Origin of the sequence: Rhizobium sp. 007, from assembly GCF_015353075.1 — a bacterium.
GTDB lineage: Bacteria > Pseudomonadota > Alphaproteobacteria > Rhizobiales > Rhizobiaceae > Rhizobium.
Map to the genome: position 1 here is coordinate 2,089,321 of NZ_CP064188.1, position 21,053 is coordinate 2,110,373.

Genomic DNA, 21,053 nt, shown 5'->3' on the forward strand with positions numbered 1-21,053 from the left:
CGGTTTTCAGCTGTTTTCCAGTTTTGTCATCAGCCCGTCATGAAGCATCGTGTCTTCGGAGGCTCAAAAGAGAGACCCCGCATTGTTCTGGCCTGTCTCGCATCGATCTATTGCAGTGTGGCCTCGGACCGCTTCGTCCTTACGGTGACGATAAAGGCGGCCGTAAACAGGATGGAGAGCATCAACACGATGGTCGGAGCTGGCGCGCTATCAATGAAAAAAGACAGATAGATTCCAGCACCTGAAGCGATTAAGGCGATGACCACCGACAGGATGAGCATCCTGCTGAAGCTGCGCGTCAGCAGGAAGGCAATAGCCCCCGGTGCAATCAGCATCGCGATGGCGAGGATAATTCCGACCGCCTTCAACGCACCGACAACGGTCAGCGAAATCAGGCAGAGCAAGCCGTAGTGCAACAGGTTGACCCGAAGGCCGACGGCCCTCGCCTGGGCCGGATCGAAGGCATGCAGCAGGAAATCCTTCCACTTGATACCGATGATGCCCGCAGTCATTGCCGCAATGACGGCCGCCTCGGCAATGTCGCGCCAGCCAACGCCCAGCATGTCCCCGAACAATATGTGATCGAGATGCACCTCGGACTGGATTTTGACGTAGAGCACCAGGCCGAAGCCGAACATGCCTGAAAACACGATGCCCATCACCGTATCCTGCTTGATGCGGCTGTTGTCTTTCAAAAAACCAGTGGCAACCGCACAGAACATGCCGGTGACGAAGGCGCCAACTGCAAAAGGGATGCCGATGATATACGCAATGACCACGCCAGGAAAAACCGCATGGGAGATGGCATCGCCCAGCAATGACCAGCCCTTGACCACGAGAAAACAGGAAAGCAGCGCCGTCGGCACGGCCACAAGCATCGAGATGACCAGCGCATTGACCATAAAGCCGAACTGGAAAGGCGAAAGCAGCGTCTCAAGGATATTCATTGACGGGCCTCGTGAACTTCGGCCGCCCTGCGACGCGCCGCCAGCATTCCGTGTTTGGGAGCAAGGAAGAAGGCGGCAAGGAAGAGGAGGGTCTGCAGCACGACGATGATGCCGCCAGTTGCGCCGTCCAGGAAATAACTCGCATACGCACCGACGAAACTGGTCGCCGCGCCGATGACGACGGCGATCGCGAGCAGCCGGGGGAAGCGGTCCGTCAGCAGATAGGCAGTGGCGCCCGGGGTCACCACCATACAGATGACGAGGAAGGCACCTACCGTCTGAAGGGCGGCGACCGTCGATGCCGAAAGCAGCGTGAAGAACATGATCTTGAGCGCAGTGGGATTGAGGCCGATCGACCGGGCATGGGTCTCGTCGAAGAAGGTGACCATGAGATCCTTCCATTTGACGAGAAGGATGGCGAGCGAGACAAAACCGATGACGGCGAGCTGGAGAGTGTCCTCCGGCGTGATGGCGAGAATGTTGCCGAGCACGATGGTCTGGACGTTCACCGAGGTCGGCGACAGGGACACCATGAAGAGGCCGAGCCCGAAAAAGGAGGAGAAGATCAGGCCGATAATGGCGTCCTCTTTCAGCCTCGTACGCTGGTTGAGGAAGAGCATCGCGGCGGCCGCAAGGCCGCCGGAGAAGAATGCGCCGACCGAAAAGGGCAGGCCCAGCATATAGGCGCCGGCCACCCCGGGGACGATGGAATGGGAAAGCGCATCGCCGATCAGTGACCAGCCCTTGAGCATCAGGTAGCAGGATAAAAACGCGCAGACACCGCCGACCAGAGCCGACACCCACATGGCATTGAGCATGTATTCGTAGGTGAAAGGCGCGATGAGGAAGGCCATCAGCGCGAGCCTCCATTACCCCGTGGCTCGTGCGCGACGAACCGGCCATCTTGCAGCACGAGCGGGCGTTCGTCGTCGGTCATCACATCGATCGGATGTGACTGGCCATCCTTAGCCTCGGCCAGCAAGAAGTGGCGCAGCACGCCGCCAAAGGCCTTTTCAAGATTTGCCTGCGTGAAAGTCTCGGCAGTCGTGCCATGGGCGAGCACTGTGCCTTTGACGAGCACGGTGCGGTCGCAGAATTCAGGCACCGAGCCGAGATTGTGCGTGGAAACCAGCATGACCCGGCCCTCGTCGCGCAACTCGCGAAGCAACGCGATGATCTGGTCCTCGGTCTTTACGTCGACACCGGTGAAGGGCTCATCGAGCAGGATGACGCGGCCGTCCTGGGCGAGCGCACGGGCCAGGAAAACGCGCTTCTTCTGCCCGCCTGACAGCTCGCCGATCTGGCGTGTGCGGAAGTCGCTCATGTTGACGCGTGCGAGTGCCGATGACACAGCAGCGTGATCTGCCGCCTTCGGGATGCGCATCATGCCCATGTGGCCGTAGCGGCCCATCATGACAACGTCCTCGACCAGGACTGGAAAATCCCAATCGACCTCCTCGCTTTGCGGCACGTAGGCGACGAGGTTCTTGCGGAGCGCCTCACCGACTGACATCCCGAGCACTCTTATGTCGCCCTTGGCGAGACGCACGAATCCCATGATCGACTTGAACAGCGTCGACTTGCCGGAGCCGTTGACCCCGACCAGTGCGGTGATCGTGCCCATCGGGATCTGGAAACTCGCATCCCAAAGCCCAGTATGGCCATTGCGATAGGTGACGGTGGCGCTTCTCACCGCAATGCCCGATCCCGCATCGAAAGACCCGGGACGGGCAAGATTGCTGAGCGGCTCATTCATTGCGACAGGCCCTCGACAAGGCCCTTTTCGACAGTATCGGAAGTTACGCGGAGCAGATCGATATAGGTCGGCACAGGCCCGTCCTCCTCGCTGAGGGAATCCACATAGAGCACGCCGCCGTAATGTACGCCGGTTTCGCGCGCCACCTGCCTGGCCGGCTTGTCGGACACCGTGCTCTCGCTGAAAACGGCAACGATCTTGTTGGCATCGATGGCATCGATCACCTTGCGGACCTGTTGTGGTGTTCCCTGCTGGTCGGCATTGATCGGCCAGAGATAGAGTTCCTTCAGGCCAAAGTCACGGGCGAGGTAGGAAAAGGCGCCCTCGCTCGACACCAGCCAGCGCTTATCCTCGGGAATCTGCGCAAGCTTTTCTCGGATCGGCGTAATGGTCGCCTCGATTTTCTCTTTATAGGCGGCAGCGTTGGCCTCGTAGGCCGCGGCGTTCTTTGGATCGTACTTGACGAAGGCATCGCGGATGTTGTCGACATAGATCAGGGCATTCTTCGGCGACATCCAGGCATGCGGGTTGGGCTTGCCGGTATATGGTCCTTCGGAAATGCTCATCGGTTGAACGCCTTCCGAGACGACGACACCTGGAACGTCACGGAGGTTGACGAAAAACTTTTCGAACCAGCGCTCGAGATTAAGGCCGTTCCAGAGGATAAGTTGAGCGCCCTGCGCCCTTTGTATGTCACCGGGTGTCGGCGAATAATTGTGGATTTCCGCACCCGGTTTGGTGATCGATTCCACGATGGCGGCATCGCCCGCCACGTTCTTGGCCATGTCGGCGATGACCGTAAATGTCGTCACCGCCTTGAACTTCTCCTGAGCCGCTGCCGGCATCGCTGCGACCGCCACGATTGCTGCCGCGATCAGTCCGGCCAACAAGCGCCCTACCCGTTTCAACATGCCGATGCTCCTTGCTGCGAATGATTTGCATATGCAGTCTTATGGAAAGGCCTCCATCTTTGCAAGTGCGACTTATTCGCAATTATGAAAGCTTCGTGAAATTTGATCTGCGAGCCTGAATGGGACGGCGGCATCTACCATGGCGCTGCCACCCGATTATCCGGAAAAATTTCGAACCCTGGCCTGTCGGATTGCGCAAGGGACCTTCGTCTTATCATCAGCATTGGCGAAACGCACGCGATAGAGAGGAAAGACCCATGTTCCGCACGGCCCTGATTGCAGCAGCCCTGTTTGTCACCAGCTCCCTCCTTGCCGAGGCCCAACCGGCGGGCAACCGCGTTAAGGTCAACGGCATGCAGATCTATTACGAAGTGTCCGGCGATGGCGATGCGTTGGTCGTGCTGCACGGCGCCTATATGAACATCCCCTCCATGGGAACAATTGTCCCGAAGCTCGCCAAAACCCATAAGGTCTACGCGCTCGAACTTCAGGGGCACGGCCGCACCACCGACATCGACCGGCCGATCACCTATCCCAACCTGGCCGACGACGTGGCGGCCTTTATGGACGCGGTCGGGCTCAAGAAGGCCGATATATTCGGCTACTCCATGGGTGCGGCCGCCGGGCTGCAAGTTGCCATCCGCCATCCCGAAAAGGTGAACAAGCTGATCGCAGCCTCCGTCGCTTATGATGCTGAGGGCTGGCAGCCGGAGTTCAGGGCCTTCATCCCGCAAATGACGGTGGAAATGTTTGTCGGCATGCCGTTTGCTAAGGACTATCGCAAGCTTGCCGCCAATCCCGACGGTTTTCCCGCCCTGGTCAAGAAGCTGATCGCGCTCGAAGACGAGCCGATGGCATGGGAAGCGGACGTCAAGGCGATGAAAACACCGGTGCTGATCGTCACTGGCGACGCCGACGTTGCGACCCTCGAACATTCCGTTGCCATGTTCCGGCTGCTCGGCGGCGGCACTATGGGCGACATGGGCAAGCCGCTGCCGGCATCGCGCCTCGCCGTCATGCCGGCGACGTCACACACGGCTGTCATCAACCAGCCCGAGCTCCTGCACGCCTTCATCGAGCCCTTCCTGAAGGGCGAGACGCCGAAGGGCATGTTCGAGTAGCCTACGTATCGCTGCCAGTCGTAAGCGAATATCACAGCCAGTCGTGAACATGCATGTCAGCCAGAACGAAGGCCCACCATCGTGAGCCTTCGCATCCCGCCTGGCAGCGGACAGATTTTTTCGCGGTTAACGAAAGGAGGCTTGATGAACCCGCATCAGAAACCGCTGAGATCAAAGCAGCTCAACAAAAAGCCGATGTTTCACCGGCATTGCGAACCGGCCTGTTCGGCCCTGCTGCGCTCACCGATAGATATCGGCCACCCTGTCGCGCGATTTCATCGCCTTCGAATATACGACGGGCGATCTGAAAACCGGCATGACATCGTCGAGGGACCTTGCTGAAACCACGCTCAGGAAAGGGTCCTCTGCCATCCGGCATGGAAATCGACCTCATCGCCGTAAAGGAAAAGCGCTGGAGATTCTTAAGACCAGGATCTCAGATCAGGAGGCTTGCGCGCTGTAGGCCAGGTCATCATCGGGCGTGGTCACCTCCACGGGTCGGCGCGCAAATTCCGAGGCTGGAACGGGTCGTCCCACGTAGAATCCCTGAACATCGTCAATTCGGCATTCCCGCATCAGCTCGAGCTGTTCTTCCGTTTCGACGCCTTCTACGAGAATGCGATGCCCACGATTGCGGATGAGCCGGATTATATCGCGCAGCATGGATCTTCCACGCGCAGTATCGCTGTCGTGAAGGAAGGATCGATCAATCTTGACGGTGTCGAAGTCGATCAGGCGAAGCCAGGAAAGACCCGCGAAGCCGGTGCCAAAGTCGTCCAGCCAAATCTTGATGCCAAGCGCTTTCAGGTCGCTAATGCAACGGATAACATCCGAATGCATTTCCAGTTCAAGCCCCTCGGTTATTTCGAACGCGATCCTTGCGCCCATCACGCCGGTCTCGGAAAGGACGGCGGCGACGCAGGAGGCAAAACCAGGTGCTCTCAACTGGATCGGCGAAACATTCACGCTCACCAGTTCGATATGATTTGCAGCCAGCAGTTCCCTGCAAACGGTGCGCAGCGCCCAATAGCCAAGTTCCATTATCGCACCGGATCGCTCGGCTACCGGGATGAAGAGACTTGGCGGCGCTGCAGTGCCGTCAGGCATGCTCAGTCGCATGAGAGCCTCGACCGCATGCACGTTGCCACTTTCGACCTCTTGAATCGGCTGATAGACAAGGGAGACGAGCTCCTGAGCCACGGCAACCTTCAAAAGTGCGGCTATGTGCGCCGTTTCGTCACCGCTTTGAGGATCGTTCGGATCGAAAAGTTCTGCGCAATTGCGGCCGTTTGCTTTCGCCGAGTAAAGAGCGCGATCCGCTTCGTTGATGATTTTCTCAAGTTTCGAACCAGATTCTGGTCTTGTGACTGCCGCCCCAACGCTGACTGTCACCACCGGCACCCCGTCGAGACGCTGCCCGTGCGCAATTTTAAGGTCTTCGACGGTTCGACGGAGTTTTTCAGCGAGATCCGCAGCCTCCACGTCGTTGCGCAGCGCAGCGATTACGATGAATTCCTCGCCGCCGTAACGCCCAATCGTCGCCCCTATAGACGCCACAGCGTCGTCAAGTGCCGTCGCCACAGCGATGAGGCATCTGTCCCCCTCCTGATGACCATAGAAGTCATTATATTTTTTGAAGAAATCGACATCGATCAGAAACGTGGCAAATTCGATCCCCTGCGTTTGCCATTTCTCCCAAAAGTCACGCAACTTTTGGTCGACGGCCCTTCGATTTTCCAATCCGGTCAATGGGTCGGTATTCGATAGCCTGAGAAGTGCTTTTCCCCGCTCCGAGGCTTCCTGGTGCTGGAGGTCCGCCTCATGCGCGTTGAGGAAGACGTTGAAGCGTTCCTTGTTAAGCTTCCAATTCACATAGGACGTGAATGTGAAACACGACAAGTAGAACGTCACGAAGGCGAGATCGTAGGAAGGCCCGGGACTGAAGACTGCAAGCGATGCAAGGAAAATCGCCAGCACCAGGCTCGATGCGATAACCGATAATGCAAAGCGAAAGCTGAAGAAGAGGTTCGCGCCCATCATGAAGATCGCGCCGAACACCATATAGTAGGACAGACTTTCAACTCTTGTCGTCAACAGCGTCGGAATGACCCACCCCGCATAGCCCAGGACCAAGGCGGCCGCGCATGTCAGATCGAGGTAGTTGGTACGAACGCCTCGCCGAAGTTGAACTTCAAGCACGAGCAAGGCTCCGAGCCCGACGATCACCCGCGCGATTATGGTGAACATCGCCACATCCGGAACAAGGAGCAGGTCGGTCACGAAGAACATCAGATAGACCGTGACTGCCAACCAAAGGCCAGCGCGGGTCGACGTTCTACGACGCTGATCGCCCTGTTCGAGATAGAGAGCGCGCAGATCGCAGGACTGATAAGCCTTTTCCTGCGCAATGAGCGTTGTCTCGACTTCTGCCAGCGTGTGCCTCATGCACGGTTCACCCGAACTCATCGAAAGGTTTCCGTCCGCTTCCGCGTCGTCGAAACAATTTGCGGTCATTGCAGATGGCACGGCCAAGGTTGTCGCGACGATAGTTATTGTCGATGAAGTTTTGGTTAAGCCCCATGCCCGCACAAGGTTGCCGGGTGACAATGGGTTACCAATTTTCCGCTATTGCGCCATTTATTAAACTCTAGCGCGAGGCAATTTCTTTTTCTATAGTTAGCTTAGTATTAACGGAAACAACAAAGTGAACCGATTTCAGACAGCTCTCGACGGAGTTAGCCTCGTCACCCCTGATCTCATCGCGGGGAGTTCAAAATCATCAGACAGCGCGTATCTGCAAGAACGCTTTATTGAAGGGCGTGCAGAACTGGCCGTTTTGCTCGCCTTAAGCGAGCAGCAATTCCAGAACCGCTTGCCGGCGGCAGAAATCGTCCGCGATCTGACGACGCGGCTGAGTGACCTGAGGCAAAAGCTGCCTTCCTCCGTCTGGCAGCGCCTCACGCCGATTGCGCGCGAACATCCCGTCGCTGCCTATCTTCTTGAAGATCCCCTGACCCGCTGGTCCTTCGAAAAACCTCGCGGCTACTCGGGCGACGCTCAACTTCTCGACTTCATTTACGAGCATCCGAGCATGAACCCGGCGATCGAAAAGGCTTCCGCTCTGGGACGGGATCTTTATGCATACACAAAGCAAGCTTCGTCATCTGTCGCTGTGCGCGAAAGGCGGAACCTTCTGACCGCAAAGGTGGACGCCATCGCATCTGGTCGGCCGGGCGACACCGAGATCCTGACGATCGCCGCTGGACATCTGAGGGAAGCGGACCAGTCGCAAGCCTTGCAGGGCGGCGCGATCAGTCGCTGGGTGGCGCTCGACCAAGACCCGCTCAGTGTCGGATCAGTGGCGCGCGACTTTGCCGGAAGTCCGGTCGAGGCCATCAATGGCTCCGTACGCACGCTCTTGTCACGTTCTCAGCAACTGGGGCGTTTTGACTTTATCTACGCGGCCGGCCTCTACGACTACCTTGCGCACAATGTGGCAGTGAAGCTTACTGAACGTTGCCTGCAGATGCTCAAGCCCGGCGGTCAATTTCTGTTCGCCAACTTCGCGCGCGACATACACGTCGAGGGATATATGGAAACGTTCATGAACTGGGCTCTTCTATGGCGCTCTCAATCGGAGATGTGGTCGATTATAGGGGGCCTTCCAAATCAGGATCGGTTTGAAGCAAAGGTGGAGTTCGGCGAAAACAGGAACGTCCTCTACGCGATCCTGCAGACCTGAAGTTCGATGCTGATGCGGGCCGCCTGAGACATAGATCGCCTCGACCGGCTCTTACCGGAACGGCGGTCGTGAAGAGGCAGCAACAGCGCCGCGCCTTTGCGCGGCGCTTGAACCATCTGTGCAGGTTCAAACCGCCAGGACCGCGGCACAATCGCCAGGTTTTATCAGTCCCGGAAAATGCCGCGCAGCGAGGATGCCGGTCATTCTTGAGCGGAGCTCGACCGGAAGACTGCCGGTTCTTCCGACCGGATGGATGCGAGCCACAACCTCACCCTTTTTCACGGGCTGGCCGAGGTCGACTGCAAATTCGACGAGCCCGGCTTCCTCTGCGAAGAGGAAGCAGTCTCCATCTGGCATGTCGAGCCATTGGGTGGGCTGCTCTTCGACGACACCCTCAACGATGCCGGCATGCGTTAGAACGTTCATCACCCCGCGTTTGGCAATAGCCGCGCTTTTCGCCGTCGCCGTCCCGCCGCCGCCAAGCTCGGTGGTGATGAAGATCTTGCCCATCTCCTCGGCGGCCGTGTCGTACATGCCGACGGCGTCGATCTCCAGCATTTTCATCGAGTAGGGCGCGCCGAACGCCTGCACGAACTCGAAACCCTTCGCCTCCTGTTTCTTGTCTGGAAGAATGTGGGCGGCGCAGAAGGGCAGAAAATCGAGTGTCCTGCCGCCCGAATGGAAATCGAGCACGATATCGGCAAGCGGCAGAAGGACCCGCTGGAAATAATCGGCGATCTTCTGTGTGACCGTGCCATCCGGCCTGCCCGGAAAGCTGCGGTTCATATTGCCCTTGTCGATCGGCGAGGTTCTGGTCTGCGACAGGAACGCCGGATAGTTCATGGCGGGCACGATGATGACGCGGCCTTTGACCTGTTCTGCCCGAAGCGTGCGGGCAAGATCGAAGAGTGCGATCGGCCCTTCATATTCATCGCCGTGATTGCCGCCTGTCAAAAGAGCGGTCTGGCCGCGGCCGTTTCTTATGACGGTGATCGGGATCATGACCGATCCCCATGCGGAATCATCGCGGCTGTAGGGCAGCCGCAAGAACCCATGCTGAACGCCGTCCGCCTCGAAATCGACCGTCGCACTGATCGGCGATGGGCGCATTATTGTATCGCTCATCATCCCATCAGTCCTTGACCATCAACTTTCGCGGCACGTTGGCGAGGCACTCGACGCCAGTCTTCGTGATCAGAATGCTTTCGGTCGTCTCGAAGCCCATGTCTTCGAGCCACAGACCTGTCATGAAATGGAAGGTCATGCCGGGTTTCAATTCCGTCTTGTCGCCGGGACGCAGGCTCATGGTCCGCTCGCCCCAATCCGGCGGATAGGAAAGCCCGATCGGATAACCGGTACGATTGTCCTTCACGATCCCGTATTTTTTCAGGACCGCAAAGAAGGCATTGGCGATGTCTTCGCAGGTATTGCCGGGCTTTGCGACGGCAAGGCCGGCTTCCATGCCTTCGAGCGTTGCTTTTTCCGCATCGAGAAAAGCCTGCGTCGGCTTGCCGAGGAAAACCGTGCGCGAAAGCGGCAGATGGTAGCGATTATAGCAGCCGGCGATCTCGAAGAAGGTTCCCTCGCCCCGTTTCAACGGCCGGTCATCCCAGGTGAGATGCGGGGCAGAGGCCTCCACGCCCGACGGCAGCAAAGGCACGATGGCCGGGTAATCCCCACCGATCCCGTCGACGCCTCTTGTCCCCGCATCATAGATCTCCGCGACGAGATCGCATTTGCGCATGCCGACCTCGATCTTGTCGAAGATGCGCTGATGCATGGCTTCGACAATGCGGGCGGCATTGCGCATATATTTGACTTCTGTCTCGCTCTTGACGGCGCGCTGCCAGTTGACGAGCGCCGTCGCGTCGACGAAACGGGCATTCGGCAGATGCTTTTGCAGCGAAGCGAAGGCTGCCGCCGAAAACCAGTAATTGTCCATCTCGACGCCGATCGAAATCTTACTGTGGCCGCGGTCCGTCAAAATGCCGGAGAGGTAATCCATCGGGTGCCGCTCGGTCGACTGCACGTAGTGATCGGGATAGCCGATGATGTTTTCGTGTTTCAGGTAGGCGGTGAGCTTCGCGCCATTGGCGTCCTGCCCGCGGCCGAACCAGATCGGTTCGCCGGACGGCGGCACGATCACGGCCTGATGCACATAGAAGGACCAGCCGTCGTAGCCGGTCAGCCAGGCCATGTTCGATGGATCGCTGACGATCAACAATTCGATGCCCTTGGCTTCCATCGCCTTTCGGGTCTTGTCGAGGCGGGCGCCGTATTCCTCGCGCGAAAATTTGAGTTTAGGCTCACTCATGGTCTTTTCTCCCTTGTCCGGTGCCGCACCGGTCAGCTTTCGAATATGGTTCCGGCGTTGGCGGCGTTGGCTCGCGCAAAGGCAAGCGTGGCGATGGCGGTGTCCTGTATGCCGGTGCCGGTCAGGTCTGCGATCGTGATTTGCGTGGCGTCCGAACGGCCCTGACGTTGACCGGCTACGATCTGTCCGAGCTCCGGAAATGCCGCGTCGGCGGCAACCGTGCCTGTTGCGATCGCGTGGTGAAGTTCGCCCAGCCGGCGCGTCTGCTTCAGGCTGTCGGCGACATAGAGCCAGGCTTTGGCGATTGCGACGGGGTCAATCTCGTTCTTGTGTTCCGCATCAGAACCCATGGCCGTCACATGCTGGCCGGCCTCCAACCATTCGGCTTTCAGGATCGGCGTATGCGAAGGCGTGGTCGTGACGATGACGTCGGCCCCAGCGACCGCATTCTTCGGGTCTGCCACCGCGGTGACGGCCAACCCAAGCGCCTTCGCGAGCTGCGCGGCAACGCCCTGCGCCTTGGCAAAATCGCGCGCCCAGATCCGCGCCTCGCGGATCGGCCGTACCAGCATCAGCGCCTCAAGCTGCAGTTTCGCCTGCATACCGGCCCCGAAGATCGCCGCGACCTTCGAGTTCTCGCGGGACAGATGCTTTGCTGCGACGGCTCCTGCAGCCGCCGTTCTCACGTCTGTCAGGTAGCCGTTGTCAAGGAGCAGCGCTTGAACAAGGCCGGTTCTGCTGGAAAGCAGCACCATCATCCCGTTCGTGCTCGCAAGCCCGATTTTGGGATTGTCGAAGAAACCGGGACTGATCTTGATGGCGAAGCTTTCGATGCCTGGGACATAAGCCGTCTTCACATCGACTTCGCCACGATGTTCCGGAACGTCGAGCCTCAGGATCGGGGGCATGGAGACAGCTTTCGTCGCCAGCGCTTTAAAGGCGTCTTCGACGCAGGCGACCGCGTCAAGATCGAGGCCGATGACCTTCCGAAGATCTGCTTCCGTCAGAATGACCATGGAGCTCATGCCACATCCTTTCTGATAGGCGCGGTCGCGCCGTTGATCACACTTCGATGCTGCTCCATGTCGACATTGCGGCCTGACAGGATCGCAACCACCGGCCCGGTGATCTCGATCTTGCCGGCAAGCAGCGCCGCAACCCCGACAGCACCCGCTCCCTCGATCACCTCGCGTTCCATTGAATAGGCATGACGCATGCCCGCGGCGATCTCCGGCTCGCTCAGAAGAACGACGTCATCAAGCAAGTCGCGGCACATCGAGAAAGTGAGCTGGTTATCGAGGCCGATGCCGCCACCTAGGGAATCGGCAAAGCTCTCCTCTTCCTGGACCTCCACCGGGCGCCCTGCCTCAAGGCTTGCCTTCATGGCGGCACCCCGCTCCATGGTGAGGCCGATGATGCGAACGTCCGGATTGATCGCTTTCAGCCCGGCTGCGACACCAGACGCGAGGCCGCCGCCGGACAGCGGCACGAGGACCGTTGCGGCCTCGGGGCAATCCTTGAAGACTTCCAGCCCGAGTGACCCCTGCCCCGCAATCACCCTGGCGTCATCAAAGGGTGGGACCGCGACCAGCCCGTCGTCTTGTACAAGACGGTCGACCTCCAACTGGGCGTCGTCTTGGGAGCGCCCGATGATCCGGACATTTGCGCCGAGCCGGCGGATCTCGGCCACTTTGTTTTCGGGAACCAGCCGCGACATGCAGATGGTCGCCGTAGAACCCGCCGCCTTCGCGGCATAGGCAAGCGCGCGCCCGTGATTGCCGGTCGAGGCGGCAACGACACCGCGCGCCTTCTCCTCTGCCTTAAGCGAGAGCACAGCATTGGTGGCGCCGCGCAGCTTGAAACTGCCGGTAATCTGCTGGTGTTCGAGCTTCAGGTAGACAGCTGTGCCCACACGTTCGCTGAGCGCGTCCGACCTTATGATCGGGGTTTTCCGGACGCGGCTGGAGATGCGCTCGGACGCTAGAATGATGTCCCTTAGGCTGACTGGCAAAGACGTGGTCATGACATCAATTTTCCGGATAAGGCATCGTCATGAGACGGGCGACTTCCGGCCGCGCTTGATCCTCGCCGCAAAGCCTCAGGCAGGCCCAGGCAGTCGCAAGATTGCTGCTGACTACCGGCTTGCCGATCATCCGTTCGATCCTGCCTGCGACCTGGGCGGCACGCAGCGCCGTACAGGAGATGAAGAGGGCATCGGAGCCTGGCGCAGTGGCGTCAAGCGCAAGCACTGCGATCTCGTCCGGCGCAATCCGCGCCATCTCGCGGTCGTCGGTGAATCCAAGGCAGGTGAATCGGTCTATTTCGAAACCGAGATGTGCAAAATAATCCGCCATCGGCCTGCTTGTTTCGACGGTGTAGGGCGTCAGGACCGATATTCTTTTTGCGCCGAAGGCGCGCAGGGCGTCGACCGCAGCCGCCGTCGGCGTGACGACCGGCACGCCGGGCTTTGCAGCGGCGATTGCAGCCTCGACCTTGGCATCACCGATGACGACCGATGCCGACGTGCATGAATAGATGATCGCATCGAGCGGTTCGCCTGGCAGGATGAGACCTGCTCCTGACGTCAGCGAAGGCTGCATTTTCAGGAGGTTTTCCGGCGTCGTCGGATTGGCGTAATGGATGCGGCTCACATAGACGCCGATGCGATTGCTCGCGACCATTCGCTGGAAGTCGACTTCCGTCGTATGGTCGGTTGCAAGGATCACAAGGCCCACGCGCTTTTCCAAGGGGCGCTCGTCCAGCCGCGGACGGCGGCTTGCCGTCAGGATATCGATCGTTGCCGTCATCTCAGTCTTCCGTCCGAGCGTAGCGCTCTTCGAGCCAGCGCAGGCCGATCACCGAGATCAGGCTGATCGCCAGGAAAAAGATACCGACCAGCGTCATCGGCTCGATATAGCGGTAGTTGCTGTTGGCGATGCTCTTGGCCTGGTTCATCAGTTCGAGCACCGTGATTGCCGAAAGCAGCGGCGTCTCCTTGAACATCGCGATGAAATAATTGGCGAGCGCCGGGATCATCGGAGGGATCGCCTGCGGCAGGATGACATGGATCCATGCCTGGCGCGTGGTGAGGTTGGTCGCCTTTGCCGCTTCCCACTGCCCACGCGGCACATTCTCGATGCCGGCGCGGTAGACCTCGGCGGTATAGGTCGCATAGTGGAGGCCGAGGCCGATGACGCCGGCGACGAGTGGCGCAAGTCTGATGCCGATATCCGGCAGCACGTAGAAGATGAAGTAGAGCTGCACCAAAAGCGGCGTGCCGCGGATGAATTCGGAGAAAAAGCCGACGCCGCGCGATACCGCGGTGATCGGCGAACGTCGCACAAGCGCGATCGCAAGGCCCAGGATGGCCGCAACCACCGCACCGAGTACCGTCGCAAGGATGGTGATCTTGAAGCCTTCGATGAGCGTCGGCATGATCTGCCAGACGAAATCCCAGTCCCATTCCATCGATCTAGACCCTCATTCCGTCGAGACCGCGGGTCATGCGCCGCTCGAGCCAGCGCATCGCAGTCGAAATTGCCCAGGCCATCAGGAAGTAAAGGACGAGAATGGTCGCAAACGGTATCAGCGTATTGCCCGTCTGTGCCCGCACGACCTGCGCCTGGAAGGTCAGATCCGTCAGCGAGATCAGCGAGACGACGGCGGTCCCTTTCAGAAGTTCGATCGCATTGTTGCAGAAGGTCGGCAGCATCAAGGGCAGCGCCTGCGGCAGGATGATGTAGCGCATGCGCTGGTAGCGCGACAGGTTGAGTGCGACGCAGGCTTCGCTCTGTTCGCGCCCGATCGCCTTGACGGCACCGCGAACGACTTCTGCCGCATAGGCGCCGACATTCAGTCCGAGAGCAAGAACGCCTGCCTGGAGCGGTGTCAGGGTGAGCCCGGCAAAGGGCAGCACGAAATAGACCCAGAAGAGCTGCACGAAGATCGAGGTGCCGCGAAAGAACTCGATATAGGCTGTTGCAAGCGCCCGCACGGCGAAGAAGCGCGAAAGCCGCGCAAGCCCGGCCACGAATGCCATGACAAGCGCCAATGCCGATCCCATGAGCGTGAGCTTGATGGTGACGAGCGCACCTTCCAGGATCAATGTGAGGTAGCCGGACCATACCGACATCTGGACGGGTCCCTTTCAGGAGATTGAGAAACCGGCTCCGCTCGTTGGCGGAGCCGGACGTCCGCAGGCTTACTTTGCTGCGCAGAGCTTTTCGCGGCTGGTCGACATTGCGGCTGCGGCCGAGAAGCCGTAGGGCTCGATGATCTTTGCGAACTCGCCGGATTCCTTCATCTTCTTGAGCTCGACGTCATAGGCGTCGCGAAGGGCAACGTCCTGCTTGCGGAAGGCCGCACCATCGCAATAGACGGGGGCGCCCACGACCGGTGCAACCGTCTCAAGGTTCGCATCATTGGCCTTTGCCATCAGATCGTGGATCGACAAAACCGGCAGGGAGTAGGCGTCGATGCGGCCATCCTGCAGCATCTTGATGCCGCTCTGGCCGTCCGGAACGACGATGACGCGATCGCGCGGCACGCCGGCCTCAAGCGCGAGCTTTTCTTCCGTGCCGCCGCCGGGTGCGCCGATCTTGGCATCCGCATTGTCGGCGATATCCTTATAGCTCTTGAGCTTCAGCGGGTTGCCCTTCTTGACGGCGAAGGCTTCCGCGTCGCAGAGCATCGGCTCCGAATAGGCGACGGCAGCACAACGCTCGGGCTTCATGAAGAGGCCGGCGGTGATCGCATCGTGGCGGCCGGCCTGCAGGCCCGGGATCATCGCGCCATATTCGGAAATCGAGGCGACAACTTCCTTGACGCCGAGGCGTTCGAAGATCACCCGTGCAACGTCAGGCGCTGCGCCCGACACCTTTCCGTCCGCGCCGACCGACGTGAATGGCGGCTCGTTTGCGATGGCGATGCGGGCAAAGCCCTGCTCTTTCAGCTCTTCGAGATCGACGGCCTGTGCTGGCGCAATCGCTGCCGAAAGAAGTGCGGACAATGCGGCTGCACCGAGAAGAATTGTCTTTTTCATGTTCCCTGCTCCGGGTTTTCCTTGGATTATTGCTTGAGGCTGCATAGCGGTCAGATGCGATGTCCGGCCGCGATGATCTTGCGCAGGAAGGTTTGCGTCCGCTCCTGCGTCGGATTGCGGAAAATGTCGTTGGGACTGCCTTCCTCGACGATCTTGCCGCGGTCGAAAAAGAGCACGCGATCGGCAAAATCGTGGGCGAAGCCCATTTCGTGCGTGACGAGCAGCATCGTCATGTCGGATTCCGACGCGAGGTGCTTCATGACGCTCAAGACCTCCTCGACGAGTTCGGGATCAAGCGCCGATGTCACCTCGTCGAAGAGCATGATCTTCGGTGACAGCGCAAGTGCTCTGGCGATTGCGACACGCTGCTTCTGGCCGCCGGACAATTGGGCAGGAACGCTCTTGGCCTTGTCAGCCATGCCGACCATGTCCAGGAGCTCCATCGCACGCTTTTGCGCATCCGCGCGCTTGATGCCTTTCGTCAGCATCGGCGCAAGCGTCACGTTGTCGAGGACACATTTGTGGGGAAACAGATTGAAGTGCTGGAAGACCATGCCGATCTTCTCACGCATGCGATGCAGGTGGCGCTCGTCTGCCGGGACAAGCTCCTTGCCGCGCGGCATGTGATAGAGCTGCTCGCCGTCGACCTCGATATGACCGCCGCTGATCGATTCAAGCGTCATCAGGATGCGAAGGATGGTCGTCTTTCCCGATCCGGACGGCCCGATCAGAGCCAGCTTCTCGCCCGGCATGACATTCATCGACAAACCGTCGAGCACGGTCAGTGGCCCGTACTTCTTGACGATGTTGTCGATGCGGATGATCGGCGCCGTCATTCATCTCTCCCTGTTGAGACAGGCAATGCACTAACGATGACGGCCGATCCAAATCATGTCAATTCGCAAAATAATATCATGACAATTATTCTGACGCTGCTCATTTCGCGAGCAGTCGCGTCAAATCGCAAGCAGCAGCGCCTCGGGATTTCCTTGCGCCAGAGATGCGACAATCCCAAGGCCGGTGCGCAATTCGCCTTCCGTGGTCGAGCCGAGTGAGATGCGCACGGCGGGCGTCCACCCCTGGTCGGCGGTCCTGAAAGAGGTGCCGGGCGCAATCGCAACGCCACGCAGGCGGGCCTGCGACACGAAGGAATCCTCCTGGTGCGCGCCCGAAAGCGGCAGCCAGACGTGTAGGCTTTGGGGATGGGCGCGATAGGCAAGGCCCGTCAGCGTCTCTGCGGCGATCGCATGCCGGCTCTTCAGCGCCTCGCGCTGCCACCTGACAAGTTCCAGAGCCGTGCCGTCGCTTACCCAGCGGGTGGCGATTTCGGCAATCGCCGGCGTCGCCATCCAGCTCGAAACGAGATGGCGGTTGGCAACGGCGGCGACGTAGCGGTCAGGCGCTGCGAGATAGCCGATGCGCAAGCCCGGTACGGTGATCTTCGTGAAGCTCGTGACATAGAGCGTGCGCTCCGGCGCAAAAGCGGCAATAGGCGGCGCGCGATCCTCCACCAGCGGACCCAGGATGTCGTTTTCGATGATCGCGATATCGTGGCGCGCGGCGACATCGGCAAGCTGCTGCCGGCGCTTGGCGCTCATCAGCGCCGCCATCGGGTTGATGACGGACGGCTGCAGAAAGACCGCCCGGATCGGGCCCTTGCGGCAAGCCTCGTCGAGCGCTTCGGGGATCATGCCCTCCTCGTCGATCGCCAAACCTTCCAGATGAAGGCCGAGGTAGGTGGAGAGCGGCACGAGCGTATGGTGGCTGATTGCTTCGGTCGCAACGGTGGAGCCCGGCGGGGCAACGCTCATCAGCGCGACGGTCATGCCGGAGGTCGCACCATTCGTAAGGCAGATATTTAGCGGAGAGACGTCCAGGCCGCAGCGCGACAGCCAGTCCGCCGCAATGGCGCGGTGACGCGGAAAGACCATGTTCGGCCTGAACGACAGGGCCGAACTTGATGGAAGATTCTCCGAAAGCCAAGCGAAGGCTTGGCGCATTTTTTCAAGATGGACCTGCTCGCAGACCGGCTTGAGGATCGAAAGGTCGATCACCTCGCCGAGCCGCTCGGGCAGGTAGGGCGGTTCAGGCTCGCGCGGCTGCGTCTGCACGAAGCTGCCGCGGCCGATCTCCCCCGCTATCAGGCCGCGTCGGATCAATTCGTCGTAGGCCCGGCTCACCGTCTGCACGGAAAGGTGCAGGTCATCGGCCATCTTTCGGTGCGGCGGCAGCCGGTCACCGTCCGAAAGCTTTCCGTCGGCAATCGCACGGGCGATCTGCTCGGCAAGCGAAAGATAAGCCGGCCGGCGAAGCTGGGAGGGATCGGGGCGCCAATTTGTCATGATTTAAACACTGCTGAAAATCAGTTCAATTGACAATGGCAAAATGCGCTCCCATTGTCTTTTCCTCACCTTTGGAATGATTTGCGCAGCCGGGAATGCCATGAAACTCGACGCCATCGATCTGCGTATCCTCGACGCCATTCAGCGTGACGGACGCATCACCAAGCTGGCGCTTGCCGAAAAGGCCGGCCTCTCGCCGACACCTTGCTGGATGCGGCTTAGAAAACTGGAAAAGGCAGGCATCGTTACCGGCTACCATGCTCGCGTCGCGCTTCGCCGGATCGCCCCGGTTGCGAGCGTCATGGTGGAAGTGACACTCGCCAATCATCGCCAGAGCGACTTCGAACGCTTCGAACGCGTGATTGCGACCATTCCGGAAGTCATCGGCTGCTGGTCGGTCGGCGGCGGGATCGACTATTTCTTGAAGATTGCAGCACCCGATATAGACGCCTACCAGCGGCTGATCGATGACCTGCTTGACCGTGAACTCGGCATCGAGCGCTATTTTACTTATATTGTCACGAAGACGGTCAAGGACGAGACGGTGCTTCCCGTTGGCGCTTTGATTGGTCGACCGAACAATCATGGATAGACGGCCATCCGTATCGGCTGGATGTCAGCCAACCAGATCCGCTCGGATCGGAAGCGTTTTCGATCATCTGCGACGCGATGAAAGCCGACAAAGGGCCGCGCCTCATGCCTGGTAATCGGTCGGCGCGAGCGAGCAGTTGCGTTGAGCCACGGGCGAAGGGGATCGATGGGATGGAACCGTAAGCCTGTGCAGGTGTTAAGAACGGACAAGCAAGTGTTTGCTCAACTCAATAGGGGATTTCCATGAATAATCTCATTTGGCTTGTCGGCGCCGTCGTCATCGTAATCGCGATTTTGAGTTTCTTCGGCCTTCGCTGATCGCAGACGTCGGTGATGTGCGGCGGCTCAACCGCGCCATCGCCGGCATACGGCAGCCTGCCGCGCGCACCGGCGTAGTGGGCTGCCGGTACTCATCTAAAATGGTGACGATAAGCGAGGGTTACTCTCTGGCAGCCAACGGCGTCTGGGACTGGCCCGGCATCGCTCATTCGTCCGCTCGAATTCAGCCACCAAAAAAGGCAAGGCTGTGCTGGCAGCCTTTGAAATGGCGTCCGCTTGATAGCGGCTCTCCAACGAAGTGGCGTGTATCACTGTCCTTCAGCCCATCATAGCGGATGGCCCTGCGCCATCTCGGATTGTCATGCACAGACCGGTGCGTAGACAGATCAGTCGCGGCACGCCGGAGCCTTAGTCAATCTCTCTCTTCTGGCCACCGGCAATGGACAATTTCTCGCCTCCGCCTGTGGGAGACTTACCCGTCGGCAATGAGGAGATAAATCATGACCGCGGTTTTTGCCCGCCCCGATTTCCACAATGCGCTTTCACGCCTCAAGGACAGGCATCTCCTGCGTGATCTCGCCTATATCGGCGGACGCTGGTCGGCGGGCGACGCCGGCAAAAGCTTCGAAGTCACCGATCCTGCTTCCCGAACAACAGTTGCCTGGGTAGCCAGTCTTGGCGCGGACGAGACGGCAACGGCGATCGACGCGGCGGCGCGGGCAATGCCGGCCTGGCGCGCCATGCTGCCGCAGCACCGCGCAAAAATCCTGCGCAACTGGTTCGATCTGATCCTGGCATCAAAGGAAGATCTCGCCTTGATCATGACGCTCGAGCAGGGCAAGCCGCTTTCGGAATCCTTGGGCGAGATCGATTATGCCGCCTCGTTCGTCGAATGGTACGGTGAGGAAGGCAAGCGGCTGAATGCCGAAAACGTCACCAGCCACCTTTTGGATGCTGAGATGATCGTCCGCCGCGAGGCGCTCGGTGTCGTCGGTATCGTCACGCCGTGGAACTTTCCGTCCGCCATGATCACGCGCAAGGCTGCGGCAGCAATGGCTGCGGGCTGCACCGTCGTTGCCCATCCTTCATCCGAGACCCCGCTTTCAGCACTCGCACTTGCCGAGCTCGGCGAGCGCGCCGGGATTCCGGCGGGCGTATTCAATGTTGTCACCGGTGATGCGGCAACCATCGTCGGCCGCATGTGCGAGGACGAGCGCATCAGGGCGATGAGCTTCACCGGCTCGACCGGGATCGGCAAGCTCATTGCCGCTCAATGCGCGTCAAGCATGAAAAGACTGGTGATGGAGCTTGGCGGACATGCACCACTTATCATATTCGACGATGCCGACATCGAGCGTGCGGCCAGAATTGCCATCGACGCCAAGTTCGCCACGTCGGGCCAGGATTGCCTGGCCGCCAACCGCATCTTCGTGCACCGCTCAATTGCCGATCGCTTCGCTGAGGCATTCGCACGACACATCAAGGCATTGAAAGTGGCAAACGGCCTTTCGGCGAATGCCGATATCGGCCCGCTGATGCACGAACGTGCCATCGTCAAGGTCGAGGAACAGGTCTGCGATGCACTGAAGCGCGGAGCCAAACTGGTTACCGGCGGTAAACGTCACGTCGCCGGCCAACTGTTCTTCGAACCAACGCTACTGACAGACGTTCCTGCCGATGCTCTCATCATGCGCGAGGAAACTTTTGGCCCCGTGGCAGGCATCAGCGTCTTCGACACGGAAGACGAAGTGATCGCTAAGGCGAACGCCACCGAATACGGTCTCGTCGCCTATGTCGTCACGGAGAATGGCGCCCGGCAAATGCGCCTTGGACGTGCGCTCGAATACGGCATGGTGGCGATCAACCGGGTGAAGATCACCGGCGGTCCCATTCCTTTCGGCGGCTGGAAACAATCCGGACTTGGGCGCGAGGGCTCGAGGCACGGCATCGAAGCTTTCACCGAGCTCAAATATCTCTGCATCGACACGGCCGCCTGAGGCCCTTCCGTT

The 21,053-nt window shown here is 59.6% G+C and carries 19 protein-coding genes; 4 read left to right on the forward strand and 15 right to left on the reverse strand.

What is annotated here, in order from left to right; all coding sequences use genetic code 11:
- Positions 1-107 precede the first annotated feature (107 nt).
- The 4 genes from ISN39_RS30930 to ISN39_RS30945 are packed head-to-tail and all read right to left on the reverse strand — an operon-like array spanning position 108 to position 3,614.
- Positions 108-947: a metal ABC transporter permease gene (locus tag ISN39_RS30930; protein WP_194731713.1), complete on the reverse strand. Its 840-nt coding sequence runs from the start codon at positions 945-947 to the stop codon at positions 108-110.
- Positions 944-1,804, reverse strand: coding sequence for a metal ABC transporter permease (locus ISN39_RS30935; RefSeq protein ID WP_281438337.1), 861 nt, complete (start codon positions 1,802-1,804; stop codon positions 944-946). The genes ISN39_RS30930 and ISN39_RS30935 overlap by 4 nt, the downstream gene beginning before the upstream one ends.
- The gene (locus ISN39_RS30940; RefSeq protein WP_194731715.1) at positions 1,801-2,703 is read right to left on the reverse strand and encodes a manganese/iron ABC transporter ATP-binding protein; all 903 of its coding nucleotides are present in this window, start codon (positions 2,701-2,703) and stop codon (positions 1,801-1,803) included. The genes ISN39_RS30935 and ISN39_RS30940 overlap by 4 nt, the downstream gene beginning before the upstream one ends.
- Positions 2,700-3,614 (reverse strand): metal ABC transporter substrate-binding protein, encoded by a 915-nt coding sequence (locus ISN39_RS30945; RefSeq protein ID WP_194731716.1) that lies wholly within the window; start codon positions 3,612-3,614, stop codon positions 2,700-2,702. Before ISN39_RS30945 ends, ISN39_RS30940 begins: the two co-directional genes overlap by 4 nt.
- Positions 3,615-3,871: 257 nt before the next feature.
- Here ISN39_RS30945 and ISN39_RS30950 point away from each other — a divergent pair, with 257 nt between their 5' ends.
- On the forward strand, positions 3,872-4,735 hold the full coding sequence (locus tag ISN39_RS30950; RefSeq protein ID WP_194731717.1) for an alpha/beta hydrolase: 864 nt from the start codon (positions 3,872-3,874) through the stop codon (positions 4,733-4,735).
- Positions 4,736-5,176: 441 nt separating this feature from the next.
- Here ISN39_RS30950 and ISN39_RS30955 read toward each other — a convergent pair whose 3' ends face one another.
- Positions 5,177-7,180 (reverse strand): EAL domain-containing protein, encoded by a 2,004-nt coding sequence (locus tag ISN39_RS30955; protein ID WP_194731718.1) that lies wholly within the window; start codon positions 7,178-7,180, stop codon positions 5,177-5,179.
- Between the two features lie 259 nt (positions 7,181-7,439).
- Between ISN39_RS30955 and ISN39_RS30960 the strand changes: the two genes are divergently transcribed.
- Positions 7,440-8,477 (forward strand): class I SAM-dependent methyltransferase, encoded by a 1,038-nt coding sequence (locus ISN39_RS30960; RefSeq protein WP_194731719.1) that lies wholly within the window; start codon positions 7,440-7,442, stop codon positions 8,475-8,477.
- Between the two features lie 126 nt (positions 8,478-8,603).
- Here the strand turns inward: ISN39_RS30960 and doeB are convergent, their stop codons facing one another.
- The 10 genes from doeB to ISN39_RS31010 all read right to left on the reverse strand — a co-directional run bounded on the left by doeB (position 8,604) and on the right by ISN39_RS31010 (position 18,174).
- Positions 8,604-9,602 (reverse strand): N(2)-acetyl-L-2,4-diaminobutanoate deacetylase DoeB, encoded by a 999-nt coding sequence (gene doeB, locus ISN39_RS30965; protein WP_194731987.1) that lies wholly within the window; start codon positions 9,600-9,602, stop codon positions 8,604-8,606.
- Between the two features lie 7 nt (positions 9,603-9,609).
- A complete protein-coding gene (gene doeA, locus ISN39_RS30970; RefSeq protein ID WP_194731720.1) occupies positions 9,610-10,791 on the reverse strand; it encodes an ectoine hydrolase DoeA in 1,182 nt (393 codons plus the stop codon).
- Between the two features lie 32 nt (positions 10,792-10,823).
- Positions 10,824-11,816, reverse strand: coding sequence for an ectoine utilization protein EutC (gene eutC, locus ISN39_RS30975; RefSeq protein ID WP_194731721.1), 993 nt, complete (start codon positions 11,814-11,816; stop codon positions 10,824-10,826).
- Positions 11,813-12,814, reverse strand: coding sequence for a hydroxyectoine utilization dehydratase EutB (gene eutB, locus ISN39_RS30980; protein ID WP_194731722.1), 1,002 nt, complete (start codon positions 12,812-12,814; stop codon positions 11,813-11,815). Before eutB ends, eutC begins: the two co-directional genes overlap by 4 nt.
- 4 nt (positions 12,815-12,818) lie before the next feature.
- Positions 12,819-13,598 carry an ectoine utilization protein EutA gene (eutA, locus tag ISN39_RS30985; protein ID WP_194731723.1) on the reverse strand — a complete coding sequence of 260 codons (780 nt, stop codon included), beginning with the start codon at positions 13,596-13,598 and terminating at the stop codon, positions 12,819-12,821.
- A 1-nt stretch (position 13,599) separates the two neighbouring features.
- A complete protein-coding gene (gene ehuD / locus ISN39_RS30990) occupies positions 13,600-14,259 on the reverse strand; it encodes an ectoine/hydroxyectoine ABC transporter permease subunit EhuD (protein WP_074072804.1) in 660 nt (219 codons plus the stop codon).
- Positions 14,260-14,263: 4 nt separating this feature from the next.
- Entirely contained in the window at positions 14,264-14,923 is a 660-nt protein-coding gene (gene ehuC, locus ISN39_RS30995; protein WP_194731724.1) for an ectoine/hydroxyectoine ABC transporter permease subunit EhuC, read from the reverse strand.
- Between the two features lie 69 nt (positions 14,924-14,992).
- Complete coding sequence (gene ehuB, locus ISN39_RS31000; RefSeq protein WP_074072806.1) at positions 14,993-15,832, reverse strand: ectoine/hydroxyectoine ABC transporter substrate-binding protein EhuB; 840 nt, start codon at positions 15,830-15,832, stop codon at positions 14,993-14,995.
- Between the two features lie 50 nt (positions 15,833-15,882).
- The gene (ehuA, locus tag ISN39_RS31005; protein ID WP_074072807.1) at positions 15,883-16,668 is read right to left on the reverse strand and encodes an ectoine/hydroxyectoine ABC transporter ATP-binding protein EhuA; all 786 of its coding nucleotides are present in this window, start codon (positions 16,666-16,668) and stop codon (positions 15,883-15,885) included.
- 120 nt (positions 16,669-16,788) lie between these two features.
- On the reverse strand, positions 16,789-18,174 hold the full coding sequence (locus tag ISN39_RS31010; protein WP_194731725.1) for a PLP-dependent aminotransferase family protein: 1,386 nt from the start codon (positions 18,172-18,174) through the stop codon (positions 16,789-16,791).
- A gap of 100 nt (positions 18,175-18,274) precedes the next feature.
- Between ISN39_RS31010 and ISN39_RS31015 the strand changes: the two genes are divergently transcribed.
- Positions 18,275-18,766 carry an Lrp/AsnC family transcriptional regulator gene (locus tag ISN39_RS31015; protein WP_194731726.1) on the forward strand — a complete coding sequence of 164 codons (492 nt, stop codon included), beginning with the start codon at positions 18,275-18,277 and terminating at the stop codon, positions 18,764-18,766.
- A gap of 778 nt (positions 18,767-19,544) precedes the next feature.
- Positions 19,545-21,041 carry an NAD-dependent succinate-semialdehyde dehydrogenase gene (locus ISN39_RS31020; protein ID WP_194731727.1) on the forward strand — a complete coding sequence of 499 codons (1,497 nt, stop codon included), beginning with the start codon at positions 19,545-19,547 and terminating at the stop codon, positions 21,039-21,041.
- Positions 21,042-21,053 lie beyond the last annotated feature (12 nt).